12 protein-coding genes and 1 pseudogene are annotated in these 16853 nt (G+C 72.1%); 7 read left to right on the plus strand and 6 right to left on the minus strand.

The features are described 5' to 3' along the window. Positions 1 to 119 precede the first annotated feature (119 nt). Positions 120 to 1559, plus strand: a complete 1440-nt coding sequence (locus M2163_RS41430; RefSeq protein WP_280847709.1) for an NAD(P)/FAD-dependent oxidoreductase — start codon at positions 120 to 122, stop codon at positions 1557 to 1559. Here the strand turns inward: M2163_RS41430 and M2163_RS41435 are convergent. Then, the gene (locus tag M2163_RS41435) at positions 1556 to 2200 is read right to left on the minus strand and encodes a peptide deformylase (protein ID WP_280896595.1); all 645 of its coding nucleotides are present in this window, start codon (positions 2198 to 2200) and stop codon (positions 1556 to 1558) included. The two genes, M2163_RS41430 and M2163_RS41435, sit on opposite strands and share 4 nt — an antisense overlap. Before the next feature lie 118 nt (positions 2201 to 2318). Here M2163_RS41435 and M2163_RS41440 point away from each other — a divergent pair. After that, positions 2319 to 3711: pseudogene (locus M2163_RS41440) on the plus strand (PepSY domain-containing protein). 7 nt (positions 3712 to 3718) lie between these two features. Here the strand turns inward: M2163_RS41440 and M2163_RS41445 are convergent. Both M2163_RS41445 and M2163_RS41450 read right to left on the minus strand, forming a co-directional pair. Next, positions 3719 to 4165, minus strand: coding sequence for a MarR family transcriptional regulator (locus tag M2163_RS41445; protein WP_280896596.1), 447 nt, complete (start codon positions 4163 to 4165; stop codon positions 3719 to 3721). Next, the gene (locus M2163_RS41450; protein ID WP_280847705.1) at positions 4162 to 4644 is read right to left on the minus strand and encodes a MarR family transcriptional regulator; all 483 of its coding nucleotides are present in this window, start codon (positions 4642 to 4644) and stop codon (positions 4162 to 4164) included. The genes M2163_RS41445 and M2163_RS41450 overlap by 4 nt, the downstream gene beginning before the upstream one ends. A gap of 92 nt (positions 4645 to 4736) precedes the next feature. On the opposite strand from M2163_RS41450, the gene M2163_RS41455 reads away from it, so the two are divergent. Continuing rightward, positions 4737 to 5702 (plus strand): pirin family protein, encoded by a 966-nt coding sequence (locus tag M2163_RS41455; protein WP_053849827.1) that lies wholly within the window; start codon positions 4737 to 4739, stop codon positions 5700 to 5702. Positions 5703 to 5759: 57 nt separating this feature from the next. On the opposite strand, the gene M2163_RS41460 is transcribed toward M2163_RS41455, so the two are convergent. The 3 genes from M2163_RS41460 to M2163_RS41470 form a co-directional block, all read right to left on the minus strand. Continuing rightward, a complete protein-coding gene (locus M2163_RS41460) occupies positions 5760 to 6518 on the minus strand; it encodes an NPP1 family protein (protein WP_280896597.1) in 759 nt (252 codons plus the stop codon). 12 nt (positions 6519 to 6530) lie between these two features. Beyond that, positions 6531 to 7646 (minus strand): glycoside hydrolase family 19 protein, encoded by a 1116-nt coding sequence (locus M2163_RS41465; RefSeq protein WP_280896598.1) that lies wholly within the window; start codon positions 7644 to 7646, stop codon positions 6531 to 6533. A gap of 76 nt (positions 7647 to 7722) precedes the next feature. Continuing rightward, on the minus strand, positions 7723 to 9912 hold the full coding sequence (locus M2163_RS41470) for an RICIN domain-containing protein (RefSeq protein ID WP_280896599.1): 2190 nt from the start codon (positions 9910 to 9912) through the stop codon (positions 7723 to 7725). 871 nt (positions 9913 to 10783) lie between these two features. Here M2163_RS41470 and M2163_RS41475 point away from each other — a divergent pair. The 4 genes from M2163_RS41475 (at position 10784) to M2163_RS41490 (ending at position 16832) form a co-directional block, all read left to right on the plus strand. Next, entirely contained in the window at positions 10784 to 11863 is a 1080-nt protein-coding gene (locus M2163_RS41475; protein WP_280847701.1) for a YihY/virulence factor BrkB family protein, read from the plus strand. A gap of 56 nt (positions 11864 to 11919) precedes the next feature. Further along, positions 11920 to 12471, plus strand: coding sequence for a phosphatase PAP2 family protein (locus M2163_RS41480; protein ID WP_280896600.1), 552 nt, complete (start codon positions 11920 to 11922; stop codon positions 12469 to 12471). A 420-nt stretch (positions 12472 to 12891) separates the two neighbouring features. Next, entirely contained in the window at positions 12892 to 15822 is a 2931-nt protein-coding gene (locus M2163_RS41485) for an aminotransferase (RefSeq protein ID WP_280896601.1), read from the plus strand. A 5-nt stretch (positions 15823 to 15827) separates the two neighbouring features. Continuing rightward, positions 15828 to 16832: a LacI family DNA-binding transcriptional regulator gene (locus M2163_RS41490; RefSeq protein WP_280896602.1), complete on the plus strand. Its 1005-nt coding sequence runs from the start codon at positions 15828 to 15830 to the stop codon at positions 16830 to 16832. The last annotated feature ends 21 nt before the right edge of the window (positions 16833 to 16853 follow it).

Genomic DNA, 16853 nt, shown 5'->3' on the forward strand with positions numbered 1-16853 from the left:
GAGCGAAGCCGTCGGCACAACACGGCTTGTCGGCCGGGTATTCCACAGCTGTCACCACTCGGTATCCGGCGCGCGTACCCCTGGTGGCCCGAGCGCACACCACCCACCAGACTGGGCCCATGACGGAAACGGAAAACATCGCCCACAGCACCTACGACGTGGTGGTGCTCGGTGCCGGTCCCGTGGGGGAGAACGTGGCCGACCGCACCCGTGCGGCCGGCCTCTCCACCGCGGTCGTGGAGAGCGAGCTGATCGGCGGAGAGTGCTCCTACTGGGCCTGTATCCCCAGCAAGGCCCTGCTGCGGCCGGTGATCGCCCAGGCGGAGGCGCGCCGCCTGCCCGGTCTGAGCGCCGCGGTGCAGGGCCCCCTCGACGCGGCCGCGGTCCTCGCCCGCCGGGACTACTGGGCCTCGGACTGGAAGGACGACGGCCAGGTTGGCTGGCTGGAGGGCATCGGCGCCGAGATCCACCGCGGCCACGGCCGTCTCAGCGGGGAGCGCACGGTCACGGTCACCGCGCCCGACGGCACACGGAAGGTGCTGACCGCCCGGCACGCCGTGGCCGTCTGCACCGGCACCCGGGCCGTCCTGCCCGACCTGCCGGGCCTCGACGCGGTCAAGCCCTGGACCAGCCGCGAGGCCACCAGCGCCAAGGCGGTACCCGGACGCCTGGTCGTGGTCGGTGGTGGAGTGGTCGCCACCGAGATGGCCACGGCCTGGCAGGCCCTCGGCTCCCGGGTCACCCTCCTCGTGCGCGGCAAGGGCCTGCTCAACCGCATGGAGCCGTTCGCGGGCGAACTCGTCGCCGAGGCGCTCACCGAGGCGGGCGTCGACGTCCGCACCGGCACCTCGGTCGCGTCGGTCACCCGGGAGAACGGCACCGTCGTGGTCGTCACCGGCACCGGCGACCGCATCGAGGCCGACGAGATCCTCTTCGCCACCGGACGCGCCCCGAAGACCGACGACATCGGCCTCGACACCATCGGCCGGGAGCCGGGCAGCTGGCTGGAGGTCGACGACAGCCTCCGTGTCACCGGCAGCGACTGGCTCTACGCGGTCGGCGACGTCAACCACCGCGCGCTCCTGACCCACCAGGGCAAGTACCAGGCCCGCATCGCCGGAGCCGCGATCTCCGCCCGCGCCTCGGGGGCCCCGGTCCAGGCGGACCCGTGGGGCGCCCACGCCGCGACCGCCGACCACGACGCCGTGCCCCAGGTCGTCTTCACCGACCCGGAGGCCGCCGCCGTGGGCCTCTCCCTGGCGGAGGCCGAGCAGGCGGGCCACCGCGTCCGCGCGGTCGACTACGACCTCGCCTCGGTGTCGGGGGCCGGTCTCTACGGCGACGGCTACCGGGGCCGGGCCCGCATGGTCGTCGACCTGGAACGCGAGATCCTGCTCGGCGTCACCTTCGTCGGACCCGGCGTCGGCGAGCTGATCCACTCCGCGACGGTCGCGGTCGCGGGCCAGGTCCCGGTCAGCAGGCTGTGGCACGCGGTCCCGGCGTTCCCGACGATCAGCGAGGTGTGGCTGCGGCTGCTGGAGGCGTACCGGGACAACTAGGGCAGCTCGAAGCCGAGGGACGCGGCCGCCCGCTCCGGCGCCGGCTGCGTCCAGTGCTCCGCGACCGCCTGGTTCGAGGACAGGGAGCGCAGTTCGGCGCGGTCCAGGTAGAGGGTGCCGTCGAGATGGTCCGTCTCGTGCTGGACGATCCGCGCGGGCCAGCCGCCGACCACCTCGTCGACCGCGTGGCCGTTCTCGTCCTCGCACCTCAGCCGGACCTCGGCGGGCCGCGCCACCACGGCCTGCCACCCCGGCACACTCAGGCACCCCTCGAAGAACCCCACCCGTGCGGTGCCGACCGGCTCGTACGACGGATTGACCAGGACCCGGAACGGCAGCGGCACCCGCCCGCGCGCCAGCCGGATCTCCTCCGGTACGGGCGCCGGGTCCTCCACGACCGCGATGCGCAGCGGGACGCCGACCTGCGGGGCCGCCAGGCCCACACCGGGCGCCGCGTGCATGGTGACGCGCAGCGCCTCGACGAAGCGGGCCAGGAGCGCGGGCTCCAGCTGGCCGTCGTAGCGCTCGGTGCCGCGCCGCAGGACCGGTTCGCCGGCCGCCACGATCGGCAGCGGGCCGTCCGTGGCCAGGAGTTCCTCGACCAGCTCGGCAAGGGGTGCGGGGTGACTCGGAGTTGCCATCGCGCCAGGATGCCATGAAGCACCTTGTGACACAGGTCACTTGGGAGCCCGGGAACTCGACGCTTCTTCCCTCCGACTACTGGACCGCCACCGTCCCCAGCTTTCGGAGAAGCCGCCGATGTCCCTCGCCCCCTCGACGACCACCGACGAGGCCCCACAGCCGGCCGCCCCGGCACGGGCCCCCGGCGGATGGGCTTCGCTGCGCCCGCTCGTCCTGCGTCTGCACTTCTACGCGGGTGTGTTCGTCGCCCCCTTCCTGCTCGTCGCCGCCGTCACCGGCTTCCTGTACGCGGGCGCCTTCCAGGCCGAGAAGATCGTCTACCGGGACGAGATGACCGTCGCCGCCGTCGGCGACGCCAAGCTGCCGCTGTCCCGGCAGGTGGTCCGCCGCCCGCAAGGCGCACCCGGAGGGCACGGTCTCGGCGATACGCCCCTCGCCCGAGGCCGACGCGACGACCAGGGTGATGCTGTCGGGCGTGCGGGGCGTCGACCCGGACCACACCCTCGCGGTGTTCGTCGACCCGTACACCGGCGAGGTCCGCGGCGCCCTGGAGCAGTACGGCTCGACCGGCGCGCTGCCGCTGCGCACCTGGATCGACGAGTTCCACCGCGACCTCCACCTCGGCGAGAACGGCCGCCTCTACAGCGAGTTCGCCGCCAGCTGGCTGTGGGTGATCGCGGGCGGCGGCATCGTGCTGTGGTTCTCCCGCCGCCGGGCCCTGCGCAAGGTCCGCGGCACCAGCGGGCGGCGCCGCACCCTGGGACTGCACGCGAGCGTCGGCGTGTGGGCCGCGGCGGGCTTCGTCTTCCTGTCGGCGACCGGACTGACCTGGTCGGCCTACGCCGGCGCCAACATCGACGAACTGCGCACCTCGCTCGGCCAGTCCACGCCCTCGGTCTCCGCGGCCGCGGGCGGCGACCACGCGGGCCACGGCGCCTCCGCCGCGGACGGCGGCGCCGAGCACGGCGTGGGTGTCGACAAGGTGCTGGCCGCGGCCCGCGCCGAAGGACTCGGCGACCCCGTAGAGATCGTCCCGCCCGCCGACGACACGTCGGCCTACGTCGTACGACAGGTGCAGCGCAGCTGGCCCGAGAAGCAGGACTCGGTCGCCGTCGACCCGGCCGGCGGCCAGGTCACCGACACGCTGCGGTTCGCGGACCACCCGCTGCTCGCCAAGCTGACCCGCTGGGGCATCGACCTGCACACCGGCGTCCTGTTCGGGCTGGTCAACCAGCTCGCCCTGATGGTCCTCGCGCTCGCGCTGGTCCTGTTGATCGTGTGGGGCTACCGCATGTGGTGGCAGCGCGGCCGGGGCTCCGCGTTCGGGCGGCCGATCCCGCGCGGCGCCTGGCAGCAGGTCCCGCCGCAGATCCTGCTGCCCGGCGTGGTGGTGGTCGCCGTCCTCGGCTACTTCGTGCCCCTGCTCGGCATTCCCCTGGCCGGCTTCGTCGTCGCCGACGTGGTCCTCGGCGAGATCGCCCGCAGGCGGGGGAAGAAGACGGCTGCTTGAGGCCCAACTAGGCTTTGAGGGCGACGAGTTCCTTGTTCGCCCGCTCGGTGATGAGGCTCAGTACCCGCCCGGCCACGACGAGGTCCTCCTCGGGGATGCCCTCGTAGACCCGGGCGGTGATGGGCGCGGTCGCGGCCGAGGTCGTCGCGAACAGCTCCCGGCCGGCGTCCGTGATCCGCACCTGGGACGGCCCGTGGGGAGCCACCAGTTCCTCGGCGACCAGTTCGTCGAGCACGGAGCGCGCCTGAGCGGGGTCGGTCTTCAGCGCGCCGACGACGTCCTCGATCACGCGGTCACGCTCGACCGGTCCGTCCGCCACGGCGGCCAGGCGCAGGGTGACGGACTGCTGGAAGGTCATGCCGTGGCGGGCCAGGGCGTGTTCGAGGAGCGCGCGGGCCGCGTAGTGGGCCAGGGCTATGACGCGGGGGTTGAGCGCGGGAGTTGTGGTGGTCATGACTGCTCCTTGAGGTTCTCGTTCGTCGGATCGAGGGGGGCGTCGAGCAGGGCCGTCAGCTCACGCTTGAACTCCCGGGTGCGTGCGCTGTCCAGGCCGCCGAGAGGCGCCAGCAGCTGCTCCAGCAGCCCCTGGACGACCCCGATGGCCTGCCGGGTCCGCTCGCGGCCCTCGTCGGTGAGCGCCAGTTGCACCGCGCGCGGGTCGCGCGGGTCGCGAGCGCGCTCCAGGAGCCCGGCGCTCTCCAGGGAGCGCGCCAGCTTGGAGACGTAGAGAGGTTCGAGGCCGGTCCGGTCGGCGAGGCGTCGCTGGCTGGGGCGGTCGCCGCCGCGCTGCATGCCGTACAGCGAGGCCACCAGCGAGTACTGGGCGTGCGTCAGGCCGAGCGGCGCCACCGCGCGGTCGACCGCGACCCGCCACTTCATCGACAGTCGCCAGACCAGGAAACCGGGCGTCGCGCCCTCGGATGCCGTACTCATGCTCGATACAGTACATGGCTACTATAGCCATGGCTACTATTATCGGCGACGGGGCCTGACGGGAAGCGCCTCACGGGACTAGGTTGGGCGGCATGAGCAATCTTGATCGCCAGGCGGTTCCCGCCCTGTGCGGCGGCCGCGGCTTCGTGGTGGCGGAACCCGTGCGCGAACTCCTCAGTCCCCGCCGCGTGAAGCTGGGCGAGTCCAGCGAGGTGCGCCGACTGCTGCCCAACCTGGGCCGCCGTATGGTCGGCGCCTGGTGTTTCGTCGATCACTACGGCCCCGACGACATCGCCGACGAGCCGGGCATGCAGGTGCCCCCGCACCCGCACATGGGCCTGCAGACCGTGAGCTGGCTCCACCAGGGCGAGGTCCTGCACCGCGACTCCACCGGCAGCCTCCAGACCATCCGCCCCCGTGAGCTGGGCCTGATGACCTCCGGCCGCGCGATCAGCCACTCCGAGGAGAGCCCGAAGTCGCACGCCCGCTTCCTGCACGGCGCCCAGCTCTGGGTCGCCCTCCCGGACGGGCACCGCCACACCGACCCGCACTTCGAGCACCACACCGGGCTTCCCCAGGTCACGGCCCCCGGTCTGACGGCCACGCTCATCCTCGGCGAGCTCGACGGCGCGCGCTCACCCGGAACGGCGTACACGCCCATCGTCGGCGCCGACCTGAGCCTCGCCCGCGGCACGGACGTACGCCTGCCGCTGGAGCCGGACTTCGAGTACGCCGTCCTGTCCATGTCCGGCGAGGCACACGTGGACGGAGTGCCGGTGCTGCCCGGCTCCATGCTCTACCTCGGCTGCGGCCGCACCGAGCTCCCCCTGCGCGCCGAGTCGGACGCGGGCCTGATGCTCCTGGGCGGCGAGCCGTTCGAGGAGGAGCTCGTCATGTTCTGGAACTGGATCGGACGGTCCCAGGCGGAGATCGAGCAGGCCCGCGAGGACTGGATGACGGGGACGCGCTTCGGCGAGGTGAAGGGCTACGACGGCGCCCCGCTGCCCGCTCCGGAACTCCCGCCCCTGCCGCTGAAGCCGCGGGGCCGGGTGCGCTGAACTGTCCGTGCGGCCCCGGGTTCGGACCAACCCGGGGCCGCACGAGAGGTGTTCGGATCAGGCGTAGGCGTCGAAGGGGATGCCGGACGGCTTGGAGTGGTCGAGGGCGTACTGGAAGTCGCCGTCGTCGATCTTCAGGGTGGCCGAGCCGAAGTCGGCGCCGATGAGCTTCTCCCGGTACCCGGCCGGATAGCCGTTCCAGCCGACGAGCCGCGGGAAGAACCAGCCGCCCGTGGCGTTCTCGGGCGGCTCGTCGTTGCCGCTCGCGAACCGGAAGCAGTGCGTCGAGACTCCGTCCTTGTGGTAGACGATCTTCGGATGGGTGCCGTCGAAGCGGACCGCCGAGCGGGCGGCCACCTGGTAGCCGGAGTGCTGGGACACCGACACGTACTGGACCTGGTCGCCGGCCACCCACACCACGACGTGCTCCCAGTCGTGGGTGTGCCCGATGGCCGCCGGACCCAGCGTCGCCTGGTCCTTCTCGAAGTAGCTGGCGTACATCACGGCACACCAGCCGTTGTTGCACTTCGCCCGTGAGTAGGTGTTGGCGTTGGCGAGCTGGGCGTAGTCGTGGCACTTGCCGTTGACGTCGCCGCCCAGCTTCAGACCGGGGTTGATCGTGCCGTCGGCGCCGATCGCAGCGGTGGCGTAACAGCCGTCGCGGTCGTAGTCGTAGGCGGGGGAGTAGGTCTGCTCCAGGCCGTCGGCGTTCTGCGGGAGCAGGGTCAGGACGTTGGCGTGGGCGGTCGCGGGGACCGACACGACGAGGGCCGCGGCGGCGCCCAGAGCCGTCACCAGGGATCTCAACCTGCGCATGGTGTGCCCCTGTCAGCAGTAGAGGTTGCCGCCGGGGGAGACCCCGAGGATCGACGTGAACCGGTTGTAGGCGTCGACGCGGCTCTGCACCTGGGCCGGGTTGCGTCCGTCGCACTCCAGGGAGCCGTTGATGGAGCGGATCGTCTGGCCGAAGCCGGCCTGGTTGACCATGGCGTTGTGCGGGGTCATGGTGCCGGGGCCGGACTGGGTGTTCCAGTACCACAGGCCGGTCTTCCACGCCACGGCGGAGTCGTTCTGCACCAGCCAGGGGTTGTTGAGCAGGTCGATGCCCAACGCGTCTCCCGCGGCCTTGTAGTTGAAGTTCCAGGACAGCTGGATGGGACCGCGACCGTAGTAGGCCGCCTGACCGGCCGGGCAGCCGTACGACTGGTTCCAGTCGCAGTAGTGCGGGTAGTTGGCGGTGTTCTGCTCGACGATGTGCACCAGGCCGCCGGTCTCGTGGTTCACGTTGGCGAGGAAGGCCGCCGCCTCCTGCTTCTTGACCGTGTCGCTGCCGGTGGTGGCGAAGCCGGGGTAGGCGCTCAGCGCCGCGACCAGGCCGCTGTAGGTGTAGAAGGAGTTCCGGTTCGGGAACATCTGGTTGAACTGTGCCTCGGAGACGACGAATCCGGACGGTGTGCCGCCGCCACCGCTCGCGGGCGCGTTCCACTTCTGGTTGGCCGTACCCGCACAGGTCCAGATCTGCAGCCGGGTGCCGTTGGCGCTGTTGTTGTCCCGGACGTCCAGGCACTTGTTCGCGGCCGGGTTGACGATGTCCCGCGCCCCGGAGACCACCCACTGCTGGTGGGCGCCGCCCGAGCAGTCCCAGAGCTGGACGGCGGCGCCGTCGGCGGTGCTGCGGTCGGTGATGTCGAGGCACTTGCCGAGCGCCCGCAGGGTCCCGTCGCCGGGGTTGGACCAGATCTGGGCACCGGTGCCGTTGCAGTCGTAGAGCTGGACGGCCGTGCCGTTGGCGGTGGACGCGCCCGCCACGTCGACGCACTTGCCGGCGAGGCCGGTGATCGTGCCGGAGGCGGCGTGCGCGGGTGTCACCGTGAGCAGCGCGGTGAGGACGGCGGCGAGGACGGCGAAGACCGCGAGGCGGCCTCTGCGGAGGGATGAGGACATGGCTGGGCACGCTCCTTGCGCGGGGGGTGGGGGAGGCCGCCCCCCGATGAGGAGGGGCGGCCGAAGGACGGAGCTCCTACGGGTAGCTGGTCAGGTTCGCCACGTTGGTCGAGGAGTTGGACGGACCGCCGGTGCCGTTGACGACGTGCCGGATGGTGCCGGTGCCGCCGAGGGAGACGGTCACCATGCTCTGGAAGCGCACTCCGGAGGTGTTCGGTGCCTCGATGGCCCGTTCCGCGGCCACGGCCGGGTTCACATTGAAGTAGCAGTAGCTCCCGAGGCCGTAGGCCTGGTGGCTGGTGACGGAGTCGGCGACCTTGTAGGCGGCGTAGCCCTGCGTCGAACCGTTCATCCAGGCCGCCTGGTTGGGCGGGTCGTAGGGCATCTCGTTCTGGTAGAAGTACGTGCGGCCGCCGTTGCCGTTCCAGACGGTCTGGTACTTCTGGTAGTGCTCGACGAACAGGCCGTAGGCGGTGACGTTGTCGCCGTTGACGACGAGGCCCGTGTCCGCGGTGTTGCTGGTCCACCCGACGCCGCTGCCGTGGTCGGCGCGCCAGATCCACATGTGGTCGCCGATGACGTTGTCGCTGTTGATGACGAGGCTGGTGGTGGCCTTGCCGACGCCCGCGCCGCCGACGCGGAAGTACACGTCGTGCAGGGAGGTCGGGTTCGCGGCGTGGGAGGCGGCGGAGCCGGCCGGCCCGACCTCCATCAGGGTGGGCGAGTTGGTGGTGCCCGCGTCGAAGAGGACGCCCGCGACCTTGACCCCGTCGACGTCGGCCACCTTCATCGCCGTGACGCCGTTGTCCGGCACGAAGGTGGCGAGACCCAGCCCGAGGACGACGGTGTCGGCGCGGTTGACCTGGAGCGTCTGGTTGAGGTGGTACACACCCGGAGTGACCAGCAGGTTCTTGCCCGCCGCCAGGGCCGCGTTGATGTCCGCGGCACTCGCGCCCGGCTTCACGACGTAGAAGGTGTCCAGGGACAGGGAGCTGCCCGCCGGGGTGCCGTTCGCCCAGCTGGTGCCCGTCGAGTTGGACCGCACCGACGGCACGAACACCTTGTAGGCGCCGTCGCCGTCGACGTACAGGAACGGCTTCTCCCGGCTCACCGGGGACTGCGCGACCGTGGTGTGGGGCGGGTTGGGGAAGGTGGTGCCGGGGACGCCCTGACTGCCGACGAAGACCATGTTCCAGTTCGAGCCGGTCCAGCTGCCGAGCTGGGAGTTGCGCGTCAACCACTGTTGCTGACTGCCCGAGTTGACCTGTCCGTCGATCTTCGTGTCGGCGAGCAGACCGCCGCTGGACCAGCCGTTGTCGTCGAGGGCGAGGTTGCCGCGCAGATGCATGCGCCGGTACGCCGCCGCCTGCGACACCGCCCAACGGTCGCTGCCGTTCACGGGGTTGACGGACAGGTTCTCGGCCCCGCGCCAGAAGTTCTGGGTCGCGTTGCCCTGGAACCAGTCGGCCTCGGCGTGCACGGCCCCGTTGACGGTGACCGCGTCCGGGGTCAGGCCCAGTCCCGCCACCTGGGTGTAGAAGCCGACGTTGGCGTCCGCGCTGTAGGAGCCGGGCTTGAACAGGACGGCGTAGCGCTGGGAGCCGAACTGGTTGGTCTCCTGCTGCTGGAAGATCGAGTTCAGCCTCGACTGGATCGTCGAGGACGGCATCGAGGGGTCGAAGACGACCACGTTGGGGCCGAGGTCGGGGTTGGTGGCGGACTGGGTCACCGGGACCACCTGGAAACGCTGGGCCGCGCTGCCGTTGCAGGTGTACTGCACGAACTGCACGCTGTCGGCGGTCGAGGCGCCCGGGTCGTCCAGGCACTTGCCGCTGTTGCGGTTGACGAAGTGGTAGGCGCCGCCGCCGTCGTGGACGGGTAGCCACTGCTGGTTGGCGCCGCCGCCGTAGGTCCACAGGTGGACGGGCGCGTTGTCGGCGGTGGAGACGTCGGCCACGTCCACGACCTGGGCGGTGTTGTTGCGGTTGTCGATGCGGACGTAACCGTCGCTGGTGGCGGTGAAACTCCACTGCTGGGCCGTGCTGCTGTTGCACGCGTACTGCTGCACGACGGTGCCGTTGGCGGTGCCGGCCGACCTGGCGTCCAGACAACGCCCGCTTGCCGCGTTCATGACAGTCGAGAAGCCGGTGGGGAGCGCGGTGGCGGCGGCGTGAGCGGGGGTGGTCGTGGCGGTCAGCGCGGACGCGGCGGCCACGGTGACGAGCGTGGCGGCGCCGGATCTGCGGAGGCGCGTGAGGGTGTGCATGGGCAGAGCCCTTCATGGGGGGTGGGGTGTCGCGAGGTGTGTCTGGCTGACCCGTGAACCTAAAGGTATGGACCACTTACGTCAAGAGATGAAGTAAGGTCTGAGCGAAGGCGGTTGGAGTCGGTCGGATGTGGGAAGTTTCCGGCTGGATGCCTTGGCGGGCGCCGAAGGGATACCCGGCTGTGTGTTGCCGGCCGGGAGGGAACCCGTGTTGTGATCGCCGTCGCTGTGTCGCTGCTGCCCGCCCTCGGGATGCTGCTGTACGCCATGGACCGGATCGAGGACCGATTGTCGGCCAGGTCGTCCCCGCCGCGTCACGCAAGGGGGCGTCACCTGCGGTTGGTGCGTGGAGCGGGTCCGTCCCGCACCGAGGGCGGGTCTGGTGAAGGGTCCGGGCGACGGCTCGATGCGGCGTGACGGTGCCGGGGGGGCTTGCGGGCTGTGCCGCACGCTCGGGTGAGTGTGGGGCGTGGTGCGAGGTGGGGCCAATGCCGCGCGACGGGCTGGGCCGCCCGGGTCGTGGTGACTGCCCGTGTGAGTGGCGGGCGGGGGTTTGCGACGGGGCACCCGCTCGGGCCGGAGCCGGGTGTGGTTGGCGGGGTGTGGCACCCGCTCGGGCAAGTGCCGTGCGACGGTTCGCGTTCCGCTTCCGCCCGCGGGCGGAAGCGGAACCCGGCGGGATGCGGAAGCAGCCCCCCCGGCAAGCTCCGGCGCCGTGGCGGTGTGCTCCCGGCCTGCCTTTCCACCCACCTGTTGTGCCGCAAGGGCCCCGCGCGTCAGCTCGGTCGGCACAGGGGAGCGGACATCCCCGGCCCACCGCCGGAGGCACTCGCGGGCTGATTGGCCGGGCGTCCGAGGGTACTCGGCGTGCATGAAGCTGCATCTTCCTGGACGTAAAGACCACCACGGGAGCGACGAGGATGAGGAACGCGAGGTTCCGTCGTCCGAGGAGGTGGGCCCCGGGCCCGCCGTGGAGGAGCGTGCTCCGGACACACCGTCAGAACTGCCGAAGACGGCCTGGGGTGCGGTGCTGCGGGGCAGCATGCGGGAGTTCAAGGACGACGAACTGACCGACCGGGCCGCCGCACTGACCTACTACGGCCTGTTGTCGCTCTTCCCGGCCATCCTGGTCCTGGTGTCGATGCTCGGTCTGACCGGCAAGTCCGCCACGGACTCGGTGCTGAAGAACCTCAAGCAGTTCACCCCGGGCTCGGCACGCGACATCATCACCGGGGCCGTCGAGCAGCTCCAGGGCAACGCGGGCGTCGGGTCGGTCATGGCCGTCGTGGGCCTGGTGCTGGCGGTGTGGTCGGCGTCCGGGTACGTGGCCGCGTTCATCCGTTCGGCCAACCGGGTCTACGACATGCCGGAGGGCCGCCCGATCTGGAAGATCCTCCCGGTGCGGGTCGGCCTGACCGTCGTCCTCATGGTGCTCGCCGTCGTCAGTTCGCTGATCGTCGTCTTCACCGGCACCCTGGCGAGCAAGGCCGGCTCGGCGCTCGGGATCGGCGACACCGCCCTGACGGTCTGGTCGATCGCCAAGTGGCCCGTCCTGGTGGTCCTGGTCACGGTCATGATCGCGCTCCTGTACTGGGCCACGCCCAACGCCCGGGTGAAGGGCTTCCGGTGGATCACGCCGGGCAGTTTCCTCGCCCTCGTCATCTGGCTGGTCGCGTCCGCCGGGTTCGCGTTCTACGTGGCCAACTTCGCCTCGTACAACAAGACCTACGGCACCATGGCGGGTGTCATCGTCTTCCTGGTCTGGCTGTGGATCAGCAATCTGGCGATCCTCCTGGGCCTGGAGTTCGACGCCGAGACCGTCCGGCAGCGGGCGATCGCCGGAGGGCTGCCGCCCGACAGGGAGCCCTACACGGAGCCGCGCGACACCAGGACGTGGGACGAGCAGGATCTGCGCAGGCTGGACGAGTCGGGTCCGACGCACGAGGCGTGACGGACTGATCCGCAGGCGGGCCGCTTATCTCGGGGAGTTTGGGACAACCGCAGGTCATGAGGTTGCTGACGGACTTGTACGAGATCGACGGGGTGCTGACGCGGCAGGCCGCCTCCCGGATCCCGCCGGGTGTGGCCAAGGCGCTGTCGGCGGTGGAGGAGTCCGCGGAGAGCACCAAGCTGTGGTGCGGCGCCGCCGTCGCGATGGCGTGGAAGGGCGGGTGGCGGGGGCGCAGGGCGGCGGCCGCCGGACTGGTGGCCCTGACCGTGGCCCAGCTTGTCTCGAACGGGCTGTGCAAGCAGCTGGCCGACCGCCCCAGGCCGCCCGAGGAGTGGATCCCGCACGACGAGGTCGCCGACCGGCCCGACTCGTCCTCGTTCCCCTCCGGGCACACGGCGGCCGCGGTCGCCTTCACCGCCGCGGTCGCCCCCACCTGGCCCACCGCGGGTGTGCTGTGCGCGCTGCCGGCCGCCATGGTCGCGGTCGAACGGGTGCAGTCGGGTGCCCACTACCCCAGCGACGTCGCCGGCGGCGCGGCCGTCGGCCTGGCCGCCGCCTGGCTCACCCACCGGGCCCCGGCTCTGCTCCTGCGCCTCTGGCGGCCGTAGCGGCCACGGGCGAACGGCGACGGGCCCCCGCACGCACACCACCGGCGGCGCCCCTCACGTCGGAACGACGACGGACGGCGCCGCGCGAGCGAAGAGCGTCAAGCGGGCGAAGAGCAACGAGCGGGCCATGAGCATCGGCAACGTGCGCGTCGGCCCGCTCGAACCTGCTGAGCGGGCCGACGCCGCTGTGTGCCAGCAGCCCCACACCGCGGGCACACTCGGGACAAGCCACCGTGAACCGCCGCCGCGGCTCCCCAGGGGACCCGGCGTGCGGGTAACCCGTATCCCACGGGGTAATCCTCGCGATCCGTGACGTGTGTGGCCCAGGAGCACGGGCCGAGGAGCGTTGACCGCGGAACCGGGTTCGTCCTACCGTCGTCGCACGGAACTGCCGGAACGTTCCGGCACAGGAGCGGCGGCATGCCGCGGAAGCGGAGCGGACCCATGGGCCTGCCGTCCACGGACTGGCTGGTGCGACCCGTCGCACCGATCGACGAAACCGCCGCCACGGCCGTGCTGACGACCCGGTTCGGGGTGCGGGGCACCGTACGGGACCTGGGCAGTCAGCAGGACCGCAACTACCGGGTCCGCAGCGAGGCGGGGGAGTACGTCCTCAAGGTCGCCAACCCCGCCACCGGAACGGGCGAGCTGCGGGCGCAGTGCGACGCCGTGGAGCACCTGGCCGGCGCGCTGCCCGGTCTCCGGCTGCCGCGGGCGCTCCCCGGCGCCGACGGCGACGTGGTGCAGCCCTTCCCGGTGGACGGAGCCCCGCTCGACTGCCGGCTGCTGGAGTTCGTGCCGGGCGAGCCGATCATGGACAGCGGCTACCTCGCCCCGGCCGTCGTGGCGCGCCTCGGCGACATCGCCGGGCGGATCGCCGCGGCCCTCGCGGACTTCACCGCCCCCGAGTCCGACCGTTTCCGGCCGTGGGACCTGCGCAACGCCCTCGCGGTGACCGAGGCCCTCGCCCCGCACTGGCCCGACCGTGCCCGCGCCGACCGGGTACTGAGTGCGGCCCGCACCGCGTACGCCCTCGTGGAACCCCATGCGAAGGACCTCCCGGTCCAGTTCGTGCACGGCGACATCACCGACAACAACGTCGTCTGCGAGACCGCACGCGACGGCCGGCGGATGCCCGTCGGGGTGATCGACTTCGGGGACCTCGGCACCGGCTGGACCGTGGCGGAGGCGGCCGTGACCTGCACCTCCGTCCTGCACCACCACGGCGCCGGCCCCGCCTCCGTCCTGCCCGCCGTCCGCGCCTTCGACGCCGTCCGCCCGCTCCTGGACGAGGAGGTGGCCGTGCTGTGGCCGCTCGTCGTCCTGCGGGCGGCCGTCATGGTGGTCAGCGGGCAGTACGACGTCCTCCAGGACCCGGACAACGGCTACGCCTCCGCCGCCCTGGACCGGGAGTGGGCCATGTTCGAGTCGGCCGTCTCCGTCCCGGCGCAGGTGATGACGGCCGGGCTGCGCGAGGCACTCGGCCGCCCCCTGCCCCGGGTCGCGGTCCGGCCCGCGCACCGCATGCTGCCGGGCCTGCCCGACGCCGTACCGGTGCTCGACCTGTCGGCGCAGAGCGACGACCTGCACTCGGGCCGCTGGCTGGCGGCGGACGCCGAAGCCGCCCTGGTCGCCGGCCGGCCGGCGGTCCGCACCCGGCACGGCGAGTTCCGCCTGACCCGGACCACTCTCGACACCACGGACGCCCCGGCCACCTGCGCCCTCGGAGTGGACCTGCGTCCAGCGGACCCCCTGGAGGTACGCGCGCCCTGGCCGGGCACGCTCACCCGGCACGCCGACGGCACCCTCGACCTGCGCGGCGAGGGACACCCCGTCCTGTGGCTGTACGGCGTCACCGACCCGGCCGCACCCGGTCCCGTCGCCGCCGGACAGCGCCTCGGCTCCGTCGCCGGGCAGGACGGCGGGCACACCCTCGGCCTCCAGCTCTCGACCCTGACCGACCGGCGCCCACCGCGTTTCGCCACGCCTGACCTGGCCGCCGGCTGGCTGGCGGTGAGTCCGGACCCCACGGCGCTGATCACCGGGCAGGACCCCGCGGAACCGTCCGCCGACAAGGACCTCCTCGACCGCCGCGACCGTGCCTTCGCCGGAGTCCAGGAGCACTACTACGACGAGCCGCCCCGCATCGAACGCGGCTGGCGCCACCACCTCGTCGACACCCGCGGCCGCGGCTATCTCGACATGCTCAACAACGTGACCATCCTCGGTCACGGCCACCCCGCGCTCAGCGACGCCGTGCACCGGCAGTGGCGGCGCCTCAACACCAACTCCCGTTTCCACTACGGCTCGGTGGTGGAACTCTCCGAGCGGCTCACCGCCCTGCTGCCCGCCGAACTGGACACCGTCTTCCTCGTCAACAGCGGCTCCGAGGCCGTGGACCTCGCCCTGCGCCTGGCCTGGGCGGCGACCGGCCGGCAGGACACGGTCGCGGTCGAGGAGGCGTACCACGGCTGGACCTACGCGAGCGACGCGGTCTCCACCTCGATCGCGGACAACCCGAACGCCCTCTCCTCACGCCCGGGCTGGGTGCACACCGTGGCCGCCCCCAACTCCTACCGAGGCCGCCACCGCGGTGCCGAGGCACGGCGGTACGGCCCCGAGGCCGCCGCGCGCATCACCGCACTCGCCGACCAGGGCCACCCGCCCGCCGCTTTCATCTGTGAGCCGTTCTACGGCAACGCGGGCGGCCTGCCCCTCCCCGACGGCTACCTGCGGCACGTCTACGACGCCACCCGAGCCGTCGGCGGTCTGTGCATCGCGGACGAGGTGCAGGTCGGCTACGGCCGGCTCGGCACCCACTTCTGGGGGTTCGAGCAGCAGGGCGTGGTACCGGACGTGGTCACCGTGGCCAAGGCGATGGGCAACGGCCATCCGCTGGGCGCGGTGATCACCCGGCGGGAGATCGCCGACGCCTACCGCACCCAGGGCTACTTCTTCTCCTCGGCCGGGGGCAGCCCGGTCAGCAGCGTGGTCGGGCTGACCGTGCTGGACGTGCTGCGGGACGAACGGCTCCAGGACAACGCCGTGCGGACGGGCGGGTACCTGAAGCGGCGGCTGGAGGAACTCGCCGAGCGGCACCCGCTGATCGGCGCGGTGCACGGCTCCGGGCTGTATCTGGGCGTCGAGTTCGTCCGGGACCGCGAGACCCTGGAACCGGCGACCGAGGAGACCGCCGCGATCTGCGACCGCCTGCGTGAGCTCGGCGTGATCGTCCAGCCGACCTCGGACCGGCAGTGCGTCCTGAAGATCAAGCCGCCACTGTGCCTGACCCGGCACAGCGCCGACGTGTTCACCGCCGCGCTGGACGACGTGCTGACCCACGGCTGGTGAGCGGCGTGCCGGCCAGCACCCCCCGCACCCCGACCGGACCGGGCGCGCCCGCCACCATCGCCGACGTCGCGCGGGAAGCGGGCGTCTCCAAGACCACCGCGTCGGACGCGCTGCGCGGCCACGGCCGGGTGTCCGACGCGACCCGCCGGGCCGTCCTGGACGCGGCCCGGCGCCTCGGATACACCCCCAACCGCAGCGCGCGCAGCCTGCGCACCTCCGTGACGGAGACCATCGCGCTGCACATCCCGGAGTTCCTCACCAGCGCCGAGTACTACATGGCGTTCGTGTTCGGGGTCGCCGAGCAGGCCGCGCGGGCCGGGCTGAACGTGACCCTGGTGTCCTCCGGCCGCCTCCCGCAGGTCGACGGGGTGATCCTGTGCGACCCGATGCCGGACAACCCGGTCGTGGACCGGCTGATGAAGGCGGGGCTGCCGGTCGTCACGGCCGAGCGCTACGGCGGCGACGGCCGGCCCGCCGGGGTGATCTGGTCCGACCACGAGACCTCGCTGACCGAACTCCTGGACCACCTGCGGGCGAGGGGCGCCCACCGGCCCGCGTTCATCGCCTCCGACACCACCGCCGACTGGGCCCTCACGCTCCAGCGCACCTACGCGCGCTGGTGCCACGCGCACGGTGTCCAAGACCTGCTGCGCAAAGCCTCGTTCGGCGCCTCACCCGAGGTGCTCCGGTCCGTCGTGCGGGAGTTGCTCGCCGAAGTGCCCGGCACGGACGCGATCGTGTGTGCCGCCGACGGGGCCGCGGCGGCCGTCCTGCCCGAGATCCGGTCGGCGGGCCGGGTCGTGGGCGAGGACCTGCTGCTGGCGTCCTGCGTCGACAGCCTGGCGATGCGGACCGCGGAACCGCCGATCACGGCGATCGACCTGAGGCCCCGTCACATGGGCGCGGAATGCGTCCGGTTGCTCTGCGAGATCCTCGCCGGCGAGACGAAGGCCGGCACCGCCCGCACCCTGGCCATCGAGACGACCGTGCGGGCGTCGACGCGTTCGTGAGGCGTCGGGACGGTACCGCGC

Source organism: Streptomyces sp. SAI-135, assembly GCF_029893805.1.
GTDB lineage: Bacteria > Actinomycetota > Actinomycetes > Streptomycetales > Streptomycetaceae > Streptomyces.